At 59.6% G+C, this 14379-nt stretch carries 9 protein-coding genes; all 9 read left to right on the top strand.

Annotation, left to right across the window (positions count from 1 at the left end; all coding sequences use genetic code 11):
• Nucleotides 1-198 precede the first annotated feature (198 nt).
• The 9 genes from FHT86_RS21675 to FHT86_RS21635 all read left to right on the top strand — a co-directional run bounded on the left by FHT86_RS21675 (nucleotide 199) and on the right by FHT86_RS21635 (nucleotide 14373).
• Nucleotides 199-1539 (top strand): adenylate/guanylate cyclase domain-containing protein, encoded by a 1341-nt coding sequence (locus FHT86_RS21675; RefSeq protein ID WP_166656896.1) that lies wholly within the window; start codon nucleotides 199-201, stop codon nucleotides 1537-1539.
• 161 nt (nucleotides 1540-1700) lie between these two features.
• A complete protein-coding gene (locus tag FHT86_RS21670; RefSeq protein WP_133709539.1) occupies nucleotides 1701-3617 on the top strand; it encodes an ABC transporter ATP-binding protein in 1917 nt (638 codons plus the stop codon).
• Entirely contained in the window at nucleotides 3614-5530 is a 1917-nt protein-coding gene (locus tag FHT86_RS21665; protein ID WP_133709538.1) for an ABC transporter substrate-binding protein, read from the top strand. The genes FHT86_RS21670 and FHT86_RS21665 overlap by 4 nt, the downstream gene beginning before the upstream one ends.
• Nucleotides 5523-6521, top strand: coding sequence for an ABC transporter permease (locus FHT86_RS21660; RefSeq protein WP_133709537.1), 999 nt, complete (start codon nucleotides 5523-5525; stop codon nucleotides 6519-6521). The genes FHT86_RS21665 and FHT86_RS21660 overlap by 8 nt, the downstream gene beginning before the upstream one ends.
• Complete coding sequence (locus tag FHT86_RS21655; RefSeq protein ID WP_133709536.1) at nucleotides 6518-7693, top strand: ABC transporter permease; 1176 nt, start codon at nucleotides 6518-6520, stop codon at nucleotides 7691-7693. The genes FHT86_RS21660 and FHT86_RS21655 overlap by 4 nt, the downstream gene beginning before the upstream one ends.
• Before the next feature lie 101 nt (nucleotides 7694-7794).
• Nucleotides 7795-9006: a glycosyltransferase family protein gene (locus FHT86_RS21650; RefSeq protein WP_133709535.1), complete on the top strand. Its 1212-nt coding sequence runs from the start codon at nucleotides 7795-7797 to the stop codon at nucleotides 9004-9006.
• Between the two features lie 17 nt (nucleotides 9007-9023).
• Nucleotides 9024-10283, top strand: coding sequence for a glycosyltransferase (locus FHT86_RS21645; protein WP_183868869.1), 1260 nt, complete (start codon nucleotides 9024-9026; stop codon nucleotides 10281-10283).
• A complete protein-coding gene (locus tag FHT86_RS21640; protein ID WP_133709533.1) occupies nucleotides 10280-11425 on the top strand; it encodes a glycosyltransferase family protein in 1146 nt (381 codons plus the stop codon). Before FHT86_RS21645 ends, FHT86_RS21640 begins: the two co-directional genes overlap by 4 nt.
• Nucleotides 11426-11658: 233 nt before the next feature.
• Nucleotides 11659-14373, top strand: coding sequence for an ABC transporter transmembrane domain-containing protein (locus tag FHT86_RS21635; protein ID WP_133709532.1), 2715 nt, complete (start codon nucleotides 11659-11661; stop codon nucleotides 14371-14373).
• Nucleotides 14374-14379: the final 6 nt, after the last annotated feature.

The following is a 14379-nucleotide window of genomic DNA, read 5'->3' as shown; positions in this document are numbered from 1 at the left end:
GGTGCAGCAAAATCTTTCACGGCGCCGGCGCGATTCGAGGCTTCTGGGAAAAATGTGCCGTCGCTTGTTGCATGGTTCGCTCATCCGACCCGTGCCAATATGCTTGGACACGACCTCATCGCCGCGCCCATATCATTTGGTAGTTGGCGTGTCGCCCTGGGGGAGGAGCATTTTGGATTGCAAGGATAGGCCACGGCAATGATGACCGTTCATTCGAGTGTTTCCGATATTTTTCTCGACAAGGTCGCGGAATGGCTGACACAGTCGGCACTGACAGGCGAAAATCTGGAGAGCATCGTTCGCGGTTTCTGTGAACGTATAGCCGCCTCCGGCTTGCCGATCGCCCGCGTGCATCTGACCTTTTCGATGCTGCATCCGCTCTACGACGCGCTGGGCTTCACCTGGCGGCGTTCCGGCGGGCTGACCATCGAAGGCTATCGGCATGTGAACGACAAGCCGGAGCGCTTCGTGCAGAGCCCCTATTATTATCTGCTCTCCAACAATCTCCTGCACTTGCGCCGCCGCGTCGATGTTGACGGGCCGCTGGAGTTCCCGGTTTTCGAGGACCTGCGCAAGGAGAAGATCACCGACTATATCGCCTTCGTGCAGACCTTCGGCGCCGGCTCCGCCCAGGGAATGATGGGCTCCTGGTCGACCGACAGTATCAGCGGCTTCAGTGAGGAAATGATCGGCGCGCTGATGCGTATGCAGAATCACCTCGCCATGGCCGCCAAGATGGCGGTCCTCGGCAAGCTCGCCAATAATATGCTCACCACCTATCTTGGTGGCGATGCCGGTAAACGCGTGCTGAACGGCCAGATCCGCCGCGGCGACGGCGAGACGATCCGCGCCGCTCTCGTCATGGGCGACATGCGGCAGTCGACCCTTTATGCCGAGAAGGAAGGACGCCAAGCCTATATCGATACGCTGAACGAATTCTTCGACGCCATCGCTGCGCCGTTCAACCGGAACGGCGGCGAGATCTTGAGTTTTCTGGGCGACGGCTTCCTCGCCGTCTATCCCTGTGGCCGGCACAAAGACCCCTCCAAGGTCGCTTGCGAAGCGGCGCTATCAGCTGTTTTCCATGCGCAGAGCCGGGTTGCCGCTCTCAACAAGGATCGTCAGGCACGCGGCCTGAGCGAAGTTCGTTATGGCATCGGCCTGCATGTCGGCAACGTCATGCTTGGTAATGTCGGGCTTAGGGACCGCTTGACCTTTTCCGCTTTCGGTGCTGCCGTCAATGAGGTGCAGCGGCTGCAGTCGCTGACCAAGAAATATTCGACGGCGGTGGTCGCAAGCCAGGCTTTTGCCGGCTACACCGGCGGCGAGTGGGTAACGCTCGGCGAAGAGAAACTACGTGGCGTGCGCCAGCGCTTCACGGTCGTGCATCCAAAAGCCATCACGGCAGGCAATGGGACGACGGAAGCCTTTCATGATGTCGCCGCAGACGTTCTTTCGGAGGCAGAACAGGTCATCTTGTTGCATCGGGATGCCAAGAAGTTGGAGAACCGTCCGCCAGTCGAGAAGTTCATCCAGTGATAGTCGGAACCACTTAGTTGAGCGTCCTTGGATAGATCACTGGAAAAGCGACAGTTTTTTTACAGTGGCAGTCCCGCTTTGACCAACTGGACACCCGTTATGGCCTACGTTAGTGTGCCATATGGGGCCATCAAGGTCGTGTAAGCGGGAACTACTTCGGCATGGCGTCAGGGACTGATTTGTTGCGTATTGAGAACCTCGACGTCTCGTTCTCGATCTACGGGGACAAGTTGCGTGTGGTTAAGAATGCCAATCTCCGGGTGCTTCCTGGAAAGGTAACCGCGCTGGTCGGCGAGTCCGGTTCCGGCAAATCGATCATCAGCCAGTCGATCATGGGCATTTTGCCAACGCCGGCGCAGGCGACCGGCCGTATTCTTTTTACCGATCCGCTCGATGGTGAGACAACGGACATCCTCGAGCTGCCGCGTGACGGCATTGCGATACGCCAGCTTCGCGGTGCGCGCATGGCCAATATTTTTCAGGAGCCAATGACCTCGCTGTCGCCGCTGCACACGGTCGGCAACCAGATCAGCGAGGCGCTTCGTATCCACAATCCCGCCACCAGCAGGGCCGAGCAGCGCGAGAAGACCGAGGAGATGCTAAACCTCGTCGGTTTTCAGAATCCGCATCGTACCTTCGATATGTATCCTTTCGAATTGTCGGGCGGTATGCGTCAACGCGCGATGATCGCCATGGCGCTAATCTGCAATCCTGCGCTTCTGATCGCCGACGAGCCGACAACGGCATTGGACGTCACGATCCAGGCGCAGATCCTCGGTCTGCTGCGTGGCCTGCAGCAGAAGTTCAACATGGCCATGTTGCTGATCACCCATGATCTCGGTGTCGTCGCCAATATGGCCGATGAGGTCGTGGTCATCTATCACGGCGAGATCATGGAGGCGGGGCCGGTCGATACGATCTTCCGCGATCCGCAACATCGTTATCTCAGAGCATTGATGTCAGCAGTGCCGCATTTCGACATGAAACCCGGCGAACGGCTGAAATCGTTGCGCGATGTGCCCGTCAATCTCGGCACTTTCTCCGGCAAGAAGAAGTCCGCCAAAACCAATGGTAATGGCAACGGCAACGGCAACGTTGCGCCGCCGGTGCTGCTTACGGTGCGCAATCTCACCAAAACCTACAGTTCGAAAGGAAGTGGGCTGTTCGGGCGGCAGGCAGGTACCAAGTTCAGCGCCGTCGACGATGTCAGCTTCGATATTCGCCGCGGCGAATGTCTGGGTCTCGTCGGAGAAAGTGGATGCGGAAAGACGACGGTCAGCAAGATCCTGATGCGTGCCGTCAGCTCGGACCGCGGCTCGGTGACATTCGATGACGGCGAAGGCAAGATCGATGTGCTGGCTGTCAAGGGCGACGAGCTCATGGCACTCCGGACGAAGATCCAGATGGTGTTCCAGGATCCGGTTTCGTCCTTGTCACCGCGCATGACGATCCGCAATATTCTGAGCGAACCCCTTGAGATCCACGGACACGGCGACAGCGATGAGCGCAAGGAGAAGGTCAAGGGGCTGATGCAGGCGATCGGACTCGACCAGCATTATCTGAGCCGCTATCCCCACAGCTTTTCCGGCGGCCAGCGCCAGCGCATCGGCATCGCCCGTGCTCTGGCGCTTGGGCCGAAGCTGCTGATCCTCGATGAGCCGGTCTCGGCGCTCGATGTCTCCGTTCAGGCGCAGATCCTCAATCTTCTTAAGGATTTGCAGAAGGAGCTTGGCCTTACTTATCTCTTCATCTCGCACAATCTCGCCGTCGTCGACTACATGGCGGACCGCATCGCCGTCATGGCTCGCGGCCGCATCGTCGAAATCGCCCCGCGTGAGATCATCCTGCGCGATCCCGTCCATCCCTATACCCGCTCGCTGCTCGCAGCAGTCCCCTTCCCCGATCTCGATCGGCCACTTGATTTCTCCGCGTTGAATGCCGAAGGTCCGGCCGCCAAGCAGAGTTGGGGGCCGCAGTTCACCGAGGGTGACGGGGCCGGGCTTGCCTATGCCGATCTCGGTGGCGGCCATTTCGTACACGCCCGCCGCGGCGCCGATGCGAAGGAGTTGCGCTCGTGATCGATCGTCGCACTTTTCTCGGCCTTCTCGCCTCCACCGTACTGCCGCTGCCGGCGATCGCTGCAGATGCCGACAACGAACCGGATTTCCTGCACGACTGGCTGCGCTCCGGCCAAATGCCACCGCTGGCGCAGCGCCTGCCGAAGATGCCGCGTATCATCAATCTCGCCGCACTCGGCCGCGAACCCGGCCGCTACGGCGGGTCGCTGCGCATGCTCATCGGCGGCCAGAGCGACCTGCGCCTCATGAACGTCTATGGTTATGCCCGTCTGGTGGGCTACGATCAGACGCTGACGCTGCAGCCGGATATTCTGGAATCCTTCGAGGCGCAGAACGACACCGTCTTCACCTTCAAGCTACGCGATGGCCATAAGTGGTCGGACGGACAGCCGCTGACATCTGAGGACTTCCGCTACTGGTGGGAAGACGTCATTCTCAACAAGAAATTGACGCCGGGGGGCGGCGCACTTGAGCTGCGCCCGCATGGCAGCCTGCCGCGCTTCGAAGTTGTCGATCAGTTGACCGTACGCTACAGCTGGGACGAGCCCAATCCGTTTTTCCTGCCAAATCTTGCCGCGCCGCAAGCCTTGGTGGTGGTCGGCCCTAGCCATTATCTCAGGCAATTCCATCCGAAATATCAGGACGAGGTCCGCCTCTCGGCGCTGATGAAGCAATATCGCGTCAAGAAAGTGGCCGATCTGCACATCAAGATGGCCCGTGTCTATCGCCAGGAGAATCCGGAGCTGCCGGTACTGGACCCCTGGCACAACACGACCGCACCGCCGGCAGAGCAATTCGTGTTCGAGCGCAATCCCTACTTCCATCGCGTCGATGAAAACGGCAAGCAATTGCCATATGTCGACCGCTTCATCCTGAACGTCAGCTCGTCGGCGATTATCCCGAACAAGGTCGGCACCGGCGACAGTGATCTGCAGGCGACCGGCATCAACTTCGACGACTATACGTTCCTGAAGGATGCGGAAAAGCGCTACCCCGTTAAGGTCGATCTCTGGAAGGCGACGCGCGGTTCGCGCGTCGCGCTGATGCCGAATCTCAACAGCGCCGATCCCGTCTGGCGGCAGGTGCTGCGCGACGTGCGGGTGCGCCGTGCTCTGTCGTTGGCGATCAAGCGCCACGAGATCAACATGGCGGTTTTCTATGGCCTCGGCACCGAAAGCGCTGACACCATGCTGCCGGAGAGCCCGCTCTATAAGCCCGAATATGCCAACGCCTGGATCGCCCACGATCCCGATCAGGCCAACGCCCTGCTCGATGCCGCCGGCCTTGACAAGCGCGACAGCGACGGTATCCGCCTGCTGCCGGACGGCCGGCGCGCCGAGATCACGGTCGAGACGGCCGGCGAAAGCACGCTCGACACCGACGTGCTCGAGCTTGTCACCGACCATTGGCGCAATGTCGGCATCGCCCTGTTTACCCGCAGCTCGCAGCGAGACATCCTGCGCAGCCGCGCCATGGGCGGACGTATCGTGATGTCGATCTGGTATGGCCTCGACAACGGCGTGGCGACGGCGGACATGAACCCTGGCCAGTTGGCGCCGACCATGGACGACCAGATGCAATGGCCGCTCTGGGGCATGTACTATCTTTCCGGCGGCACGCAGGGCACGGCGCCGGACTTGCCGGAGGTGGTGAAGCTCGTCGAGCTGCAGCAGCAATGGGGCAGGTCGGCCTCGTCCTTCGAGCGGGCCGAGATATGGCATCAGATGCTGGCGATCTATACCGACCAGGTCTTCTCCATCGGGCTCATCAACGGCACGCTGCAGCCGATCGTACGTGCAACGCAGCTGCAGAACGTGCCCGAAAAGGCGCTCTACGGCTTCGATCCCACCTGCTATCTCGGGGTTTTCATGCCCGACACCTTCTGGCTGAAGGAGGAGCCGCCGCGTGCTTAAATATATTCTCTGGCGCAGCGCCGTGATGATCCCGACGCTGCTCGTCATCTCGATGTTGGTCTTCACCATCATCCAACTGCCGCCGGGCGATTTCTTCGAAAGCCAGATCGCCGAACTGCGGGCGCAGGGCGAGACGGCCAACATGCAGGAGATCGAGGATCTTCGCCACGAATACGGTCTCGATAAGCCGCTGGCGGTGCAATACGTGTATTGGGTCGCCGGCATGTTGCACGGCGATTTCGGCTATTCTTTCGAATATCAGCTGCCGGTGTCGGAGGTGGTGGGCGACCGTCTGTGGCTGACCATCCTGGTGTCGATGACGACGATTGCGCTGACCTGGCTAGTTGCCTTCCCGATCGGCATCTATTCGGCCACCCATCAATATAGCTGGGGGGACTACGGCCTGACTTTCCTGGGCCTGCTCGGCATCGCCATTCCGAACTTCATGCTGGCGCTGATCCTAATGTATTTCGCCAACATCTGGTTCGGCGTGTCGATCGGCCATCTGATGGATCTGAAATACCTGTCGCAACCGATGAGCTGGGACAAGGCACGCTCGATCCTCTCGCACCTGTGGATTCCCGTCATCATCGTCGGCACTGCGGGGACTGCCGGCATGATCCGCCGCCTGCGCGCCAACCTGCTCGACGAGATGCAGAAGCAATATGTCATCACTGCCCGCGCAAAAGGACTGCATCCGCTCAGGGCGCTGGTGAAATATCCGCTGCGCATGGCGCTGAATTTCTTCGTTGCCGATATCGGCTCGATCCTGCCGTCGATCATCTCCGGTGCCGAGATCACCGCCATCGTGCTATCCTTGGAAACGACCGGGCCGATGCTGATCAAGGCATTGCAGAGCCAGGATATGTATCTCGCCGGCTCGTTCCTGATGTTTCTGGCTTTCCTGAACGTTATCGGCGTATTGATCTCCGACATCGCCCTCGGCTTCCTCGACCCACGTATCCGCTTGCAAGGCAGGAGCACGAAGTGAACGCACCCCTGCCGCGCCCTGGCGCCCCATTAGAGCACTACGTTTCCACCGCCGCCTTCGATCCGGACCAGTTCGAGGCCATGTCCGCCGGCCAGGCACGTTACTACATGGCCTCGCAAAAGCGGCTGATGTGGTGGAAGTTCAAGCGACATAAGCTTGCTCTTGCTTCCGGCATCTTCCTGCTGCTGCTCTATGGCATGATCCTGATTGCGGAGTTCCTGGCGCCCTACGGCCTGCACACCCGTAATGTCGATTTCATCCATTCGCCGCCGCAGAGGGTCCATTTCTTCAACAACGGCGAATTCGTCGGCCCCTTCGTCTACGGCCGCAAGATGACTCTCGATCTCGACACGCTGCGGCGGGTCTATACGAACAACACGGAGGACGTGCAGCCGATCCGCTTCTTCTGTCGTGGCGATCCCTATCGCTTCTGGGGGTTGGTGGATGCGGATATCCATTTGGTCTGCCCCGCTATCGGTGGCCAGATGTACCTGCTCGGCACCGACCGCCTGGGGCGCGACGTATTGTCCCGCATTATCTATGGTGCGCGCATTTCCCTGACGATCGGGTTGATCGGCATCGCCATCAGCTTCGTGCTGGGGATAGTCATCGGCGGGCTGGCAGGATATCACGGCGGTGTCTTCGACCTTCTCGTCCAGCGGGTCATCGAAGTGCTGCAATCGTTGCCGAGCCTGCCCCTGTGGATGGCGCTCGCGGCGATCATGCCGGTGACCTGGAGCCCCATCATCATTTATTTCGGCATCACCATCATCCTCGGCATTCTCGATTGGACCGGACTGGCACGTGCGGTTCGTTCCAAGCTCTTGTCTTTGCGCGAAGAAGACTATGTACTTGCTGCACAATTGATGGGTGCAAGTTCGCCGCGTATTATCGGTCGTCATCTTGTACCAGGATTCATGTCGCATCTGATCGCGACGGCGACGATTTCAATCCCCAGCATGATCCTCGGCGAAACCGCGCTGAGCTTCCTGGGGCTCGGTCTTCGCCCCCCGATCACCAGCTGGGGCATCCTGCTGACCGAGGCAAGGAGCGTCAGTGTCATTGCATTTTACCCGTGGCTTCTCTTCCCGATGGTCCCGGTGATTTTGGTCATTCTGGCGTTCAACTTTTTAGGAGACGGCTTGCGCGACGCGGCCGATCCCTACAAATAGCGGAAAGCGTGGCCAGGAAATGGATTGCAATTCGAAGAGCGGCCGCGGACGTCGTTTGCTGACAACCCGCGAAAATGACTTTCATTCCTGAGGTTTTGCCCATGAAGCGGCGCTTAGAAGATGCTCGAATCCTCATGTATAGTCACGACACGTTCGGTCTCGGTCACCTCAGGCGGTGCCGAACCATCGCGCACGCGCTTGTCGAAGACTATCGTGGGCTGAATGTCCTCATCATTTCCGGTGCGACGATTGCCGGTGCTTTCGATTATCGAGCACGAGTCGATTTTGTGAAAGTGCCGAGCGTCATCAAGCTGCGCGACGGCGAATATACGTCGATGGCAAGCCATGTCGATCTTCATGAAACGCTGAAGATGCGCCAGTCGATCATCCGTCACACGGCGGAGACCTTCCAGCCAGACATTTTCATCGTCGACAAAGAGCCGATGGGTCTGAAAGGTGAGGTCGAGGAGACCCTGCAGTATCTGAAGGCGCGCGGCACGACGCTCGTCCTCGGCATGCGCGACGTCATGGATGCGCCCTATCTGCTCGAAGCCGAATGGAAGAAGAACAACGCGTTCCAGAAGATCGACCAGTTCTATGATCGCGTCTGGGTCTATGGTCCACCGGATTTCTACGACCCGCTGATCGGTCTCGACGTGCCACCGGGCGTGCGTCGGAAGATGGAATTCGTCGGCTTCCTGCAGCGGAGCGTCTCGCATGGCGCGAAATCCGAGCATGTGCCGGATGAAGACTATCTTCTCGTCACGACCGGCGGCGGCGGCGACGGCGCTGATCTCGTCAACGATGTCGTCAGTGCCTACGAGCAGGACAACACGCTTCAACACAAGACGCTGATCGTGCTCGGCCCTTATATGCCGGCCAAGGAGCGCAACCAGTTGCTGGAGCGCGCGAGCAAGATTGCCTGCTTGCAGGTGATCGAGTTCGACAACAAGATGGAAGAGCTGATCGCCGGCGCTAGGGGCGTAGTCGCCATGGGTGGCTATAATACCTATTGCGAAATCCTGTCCTTCGACAAGCCCGCGCTGATCATTCCACGCACGCGGCCACGGGAGGAACAACTGATCCGCGCTCAACGGGCAAGCGAGCTCGGTCTCGTCGACATGCTGCTGCCGGAGGAATCTGCCGATCCGAAACAACTCGCGGCCGCGCTGAAGCGTCTGCCGACCCGTGCGCCACCGTCGGCGAGCGGGGAGAACATGCGGCTGGAAGGGCTGGTGCATATTTCCCGCATCGTCGGCGAATGGTTTGACGACCGCGACCACTATCCGCCGCTGTCGATCGTCGCCGAATAGAGCATCGGAACCGATCGATGCGAAAAAAAATCCTGGTGGTCCTCAAGGGCTATCCCCGCCTGTCCGAGACGTTTATCGCACAGGAATTGCTTGGGCTGGAGAGGGCCGGCTTCGACCTGACGCTGATCTCGATGCGCAAGCCGACGGATAAGAAGCGTCATCCCGTCCATGACGAGATCAAAGCGCGGGTCGTCTACCTGCCGGAGTATCTGCACAATGAGCCCCTGCGCGTGCTGCGCGCCTTCTTGGCCGGGATCAAGAAGCCCGGTTTCAAGCCGCTGCTGAAGCAATTCTGGGCCGATCTCAAGCGCGATATCACGCCGAACCGCATTCGCCGTTTCGGTCAGGCACTGGTGCTGGTCCATGAGTGGCCCGACAACGGCGAATGGTTGCACGCACATTTCATCCATACGCCGGCCTCGGTCACGAGCTATGCCAGCATTATGACCGGCATTCCATGGACCTGCTCGGCGCATGCCAAGGATATCTGGACCTCGCCGGACTGGGAGCTGTCGGAAAAGCTCGGACGTGCCCGCTGGACAGTGACTTGCACCCGCAGCGGCTTTGAACACATGCGCGATCTGACACCGATGCCGGAGGCTGTACATCTGAGCTATCACGGCCTCGACCTCGCTCGCTTCGGCGCTTTTACGGGTCACCATTCCCACCGTGACGGCTCGCAAGCATCCGAGCCCGCTTTCCTGCTCAGTGTTGGTCGCGCCGTGGAGAAAAAGGGTTACGATATGCTGCTGCGGGCGTTGGCGCTGCTGCCGGCCGACCTCCATTGGCGCTTCACCCATATCGGCGGCGGCGATGGGCTGGCGAAGCTAAGGGCGCTTGCCGAGACGCTCGGCATTACCGACCGCATCACCTGGAAGGGCGCGATGGCACAGGAGGATGTGCTGGCACATTATCGCCAGGCGGATCTTTTTGCGCTCGCCTGTCGTGTGGCGGCGGATGGCGACCGTGACGGCCTGCCGAATGTGCTAGTCGAGGCGTCGAGCCAACGCCTTGCCTGCGTCTCCACCAACATTTCCGGCGTACCGGAACTGCTTACGGACGGCGAAAACGGTTTTATCGTGCCGCCGGAGGACCCAACGGCGCTGGCGGCGGCAATGGAAAGGGCGATCCGCGATCCGGCACTGCGCCATCGGCTTGGCGACGCTGCCGAGAAGCGAGTGCGCGAACATTTCGACCATCATTCCAGCATTCGGCAATTGACGCGGCTGTTCGAGGAGCAGTGGCAAAAAGAAGAGCAGTGGCGGAAATCCGCATGACGCCCCTTCGAAATTCATCCCCACGTGTTTTTTTCTATGTTCAACACTTGCTCGGCATTGGTCATCTCGCCCGCGCCAGCCGCATTGCCAGCGCCCTGGCGAAGGACGGCTGCCAGGTGACGGTCGTCACCGGCGGTATACCGGTCAACGGCTTTCCAGGCTCGGATGTTACCTCCGTTATCCTGCCGCCGGTTGTGGCCAGCAGCGCCGGTTTTTCGGGACTCGCCGATCAAATGGGAAATGCCGCTGGCGAGGAATTCCTGTCGACGCGCCGCAACCTATTGCTGGAGGCTTTCCGGAGGGCCGAGCCCGATGTCGTGATCATCGAGGCCTTTCCGTTCGGCCGCCGTCAGATGCGCTTCGAGTTGCTGCCTCTGCTCGATGCCATTGCCGAAACCAATCCCAAGCCGAAACTCTACACCTCGGTGCGTGATATCTTGCAGCAGCAGAAGAAGCCAGGGCGTGATGAAGAGACAGTGGCATTGTTGCGGGATCATTTCGACGGCGTTCTCGTCCATGGCGATCCCGACTTCGTTCGGCTGGAGGAGACGTTTCCACTGACTTCGGCCATATCCGACAAGATAACCTATACCGGCCTTGTCGCGCCGCCCCTGCCGCCGGAACCGATCGAGACCTTCGACATCGTCGTTTCCGCCGGCGGCGGTGCGGTGGGGCGCGACCTGATCCGCGCTTCGCTGGAGGCTGCAAGCCGCGTGGCAGTCGATCGCTGCTGGCTGCTAATCACCGGACCGAACCTGCCGGAGCAGGATTTTGCCGCATTGACAAAGGATGCAACCGGCAATGTAGACCTTGTCCGTTTCCGCAAGGATTTCCCGTCTTTGCTGAGGGGTGCCGAACTGTCGATCTCGCAGGCAGGCTATAACACGGTCGGTGATCTCCTCGTCACCGGCTGCCGCTCTATCCTGGTTCCGTTCACGGCTGGCGGTGAGACGGAGCAGTCGGTGCGTGCCGAACGGCTGGAGAAACTCGGGCTGGCGCTCGCGCTACCTGAAGCGGGTCTGACGACGGATCAGCTCGCGAACGCGGTGGAAATTGTCCTATCGCGGCCGAAGCCGTCGAACCCCAATATCGACCTTGGTGGTGCCAAGCGAACCTCGGCAATCATTCGCCACGCCTGGTGACGGTTGCAGCAATATATCTGTTGCAATGCCTCTTCGTTTTGCCCTCCTCGCTTTCCGCAATCTTGTGATATAAATCGACAAATCAATGAATCGGGAGGTACCTGGACGAAAGACCGGGCGGCGTTCCGTTTTCAATATGGGGCCGCGCATCCACGATGAACTCTCCCGCACCTCCGACATCGGCGCCTGCACCGACGGCGAAGACTGCTGAATTTGGAAGCATGCAATAAGCGATGGAAAAAAGCCTAGCGCGTTACATCTGGTCGAATACTCGGCTGGAGCAAATTTGGATCCTGACGATCGTCGCGGCTTCGATGATCCCATACTTTCTGTCCTTCGACTTGCCGAAGCAGATCGTCAACGGACCAATCCAAGGCAAAGGTTTCGAGCGTCCAGGCCAAACCCAGACCTTCATGCATATCTCTTTCGACCTGCCCGTGCTTGGGCACTTCGAAATATTTCAGGGCCTGCAACTCACCCGGTTTTGGATGCTGATTGCACTGAGCCTGGTGTTCCTGGCGCTTGTCATCCTCAACGGCCTCTTCAAGCTGTACATCAACACCTATAAGGGCCGGCTCGGCGAGCGCATGTTGCGCCGCATCCGATTCGAGTTGATCGACCGCGTGCTGCGTTTCCCGCCGGCGCATTTCAAGCGAGTGAAGCCGGCCGAGATCGCCACGATGATCAAGGACGAGGTGGAGCCCATGGGCGGCTTTACCGGCGATGCCTATGTAACGCCGGCGCTGCTCGGCGGCCAGGCGATCACGGCGCTCGTCTTCATCATCATGCAGAATTTCTGGCTGGGCATGATTGCTGCCGGCATCGTTGCAGTTCAGGCGATCGTTATCCCGCGCATGCGCAAGCGATTGCTGGAGCTCGGCCGCCAGCGGCAGCTCACGGCGCGCGAGCTTTCCGGGCGTGTCGGCGAAATCGTGGAAGGCATCGGTACGATCCATACCAACGATACGACCAATTTCGAGCGTGCCGATATCGCTACCCGTCTCGGGTTGATCTTCTCGATCCGCTACGATCTCTATCAGTGGAAGTTCCTGGTGAAATTCATCAACAACTTCCTCGCCCAGGTCACACCTTTCCTGTTCTATTCGATCGGCGGTTTCCTTGCGCTGCAGGGCCGCCTGGATATCGGCCAGCTTGTGGCTGTCATCAACGCTTACAAGGACCTGCCGGGGCCGCTGAAGGAACTCATCGACTGGGACCAGTCGCGCCAGGATGTGCAGGTCAAATACAATCAGGTGGTCGAACAGTTCAGCGTCGACGGGCTGATCGATGCGAAGATCCAGGTTGTCTCGCCTGCGCCCGCCGGCCGGATCACCCACTCGCTGGTCGCGACCAATCTGACTGTGCTCGACGACAGCGGCGCTCGCGTGCTGGATCACGTCTCGGTCGAGATCCAGCCTGGCGAGAAGGTGGCTATTGTCGGCGACAGTGGCGCTGGTGGCGAATACCTCGCGGAGGCGTTCGGCCGGCTTGTCTGGCCGGATACCGGCCGCATCGCGATCGATGGCCGCGACCTGCTGGAACTTCCGGAATCGCTGACGGGTCGGCGCATTGCCTATGCCTCGTCGGATACGTTCTTCTTCCACGGCACGTTGCGCAGCAATCTTCTCTATGGCCTGAAACACGCGCCGCTCACCCCTGCCGATTATGATGACCTGGCAGCCAACAAGCTCAAATGGCAGATGATAGAAGCGCGTCGGGCCGGCAATCCGGAACTCGATCTTAACAGCGATTGGGTCGACTACGCCGCCGCCGGCGCCACCGGCCCGCATGATATCTACGCAGCCATCCGCCCTGTTCTCGATGCCGTGGCCATGTCACAGGATATTCTCGACATGGCACTGCGCTCGAATGTCGACACGGCAGCGCATGACGATCTCACCTCGCGTATCGTCGAGTTGCGCCAGGCGCTGCGCCTCAGATTGCAGGAGGAGAATCTCGACGGCCTTGTCGTGCCTTTCGAAATCGACGCCTACAATCCGCAGGCGACGGTCGGCGAAAACCTGTTGTTCGGCACGCTGAAGCGGCCATTGATGACCAACCGTAAGCTCGCCGCCCATCCCTATTTCCAAAAGCTGTTCACGGAGACCGGCCTCGACACCGATCTCTACGACATGGGCCTGGAAATTGCTGAGAACGCCGTCGAACTCTTCACCGATCTGCCGCCGGATCATCCTTTCTTCCAGCAGCTCACCTTCATGACGGCGGAGGATATCCCGACTTATGAAGCGTTGTTGCAGAAGCTGAACGGCAAGGGCTTCAGTGCCGCAACGCCGGACGAGCGGGTGGCCATCATCCGCCTCAGCTTCTCCTATATCGAACCCCGTCACCGCTTCGGTCTTTTGACGCAGACGCTGATGGAGAAGATCGTCAAGGCGCGCGCCAAGTTCCATGAACATATTCCAGCCGATCTGGCCCGTGTGATCGAGCGCTACGATCCCGAGCGCTTCACCGCGTCGGCGACATTGATGGACAACGTGCTGTTTGGCCGGATCGCACACCAGCAAGCCGACGCGCCTGAGCGTATTCACACCATCATGTATGACGTCTTCGAACGGCTGGGTATGCAGGACAGCGTGCTGTCGATCGGCCTCGATTTTGACGTCGGTTCCGGCGGCAAGCGGCTGACCAACGTACAGCGGCAGAAGCTCAATCTCGGCCGCGCTTTGCTGAAGCGGGCCGATTACATCATCTGCAATCGTCCGCTTCCGGCGCTCGACCACCGCGTCCAGGACCAGATCGCCCGCGCGATTCTGAGCGGGCTCGACAGCGGTGAGCATGTGCCTGCGGTGGTTTGGGTCCTATCCAATCCAGGTTTCGCGGAATTGTTTGATCGAGTTCTCGTTTTTGACCGCGGAAGCCTGGTTGAGAGCGGCACAACCACCGATCTTTTAGAGAAAAACGGTATGTTCAAAGAACTGTTATCGTAATATCCT

It is taken from the genome of Rhizobium sp. BK313, from assembly GCF_014193655.1.
GTDB lineage: Bacteria > Pseudomonadota > Alphaproteobacteria > Rhizobiales > Rhizobiaceae > Rhizobium.
The sequence above is the reverse complement of the archived record's forward strand: the minus strand, read 5'-3'. Positions and strand labels throughout refer to the sequence as shown.

Coding starts and splice junctions, on each gene's coding strand:
- FHT86_RS21675 (WP_166656896.1), top strand. CDS start 199: ATGATGACCGTTCATTCGAGTGTTTCCGATATTTTTCTCGACAAGGTC.
- FHT86_RS21670 (WP_133709539.1), top strand. CDS start 1,701: ATGGCGTCAGGGACTGATTTGTTGCGTATTGAGAACCTCGACGTCTCG.
- FHT86_RS21650 (WP_133709535.1), top strand. CDS start 7,795: ATGAAGCGGCGCTTAGAAGATGCTCGAATCCTCATGTATAGTCACGAC.
- FHT86_RS21645 (WP_183868869.1), top strand. CDS start 9,024: ATGCGAAAAAAAATCCTGGTGGTCCTCAAGGGCTATCCCCGCCTGTCC.
- FHT86_RS21640 (WP_133709533.1), top strand. CDS start 10,280: ATGACGCCCCTTCGAAATTCATCCCCACGTGTTTTTTTCTATGTTCAA.
- FHT86_RS21635 (WP_133709532.1), top strand. CDS start 11,659: ATGGAAAAAAGCCTAGCGCGTTACATCTGGTCGAATACTCGGCTGGAG.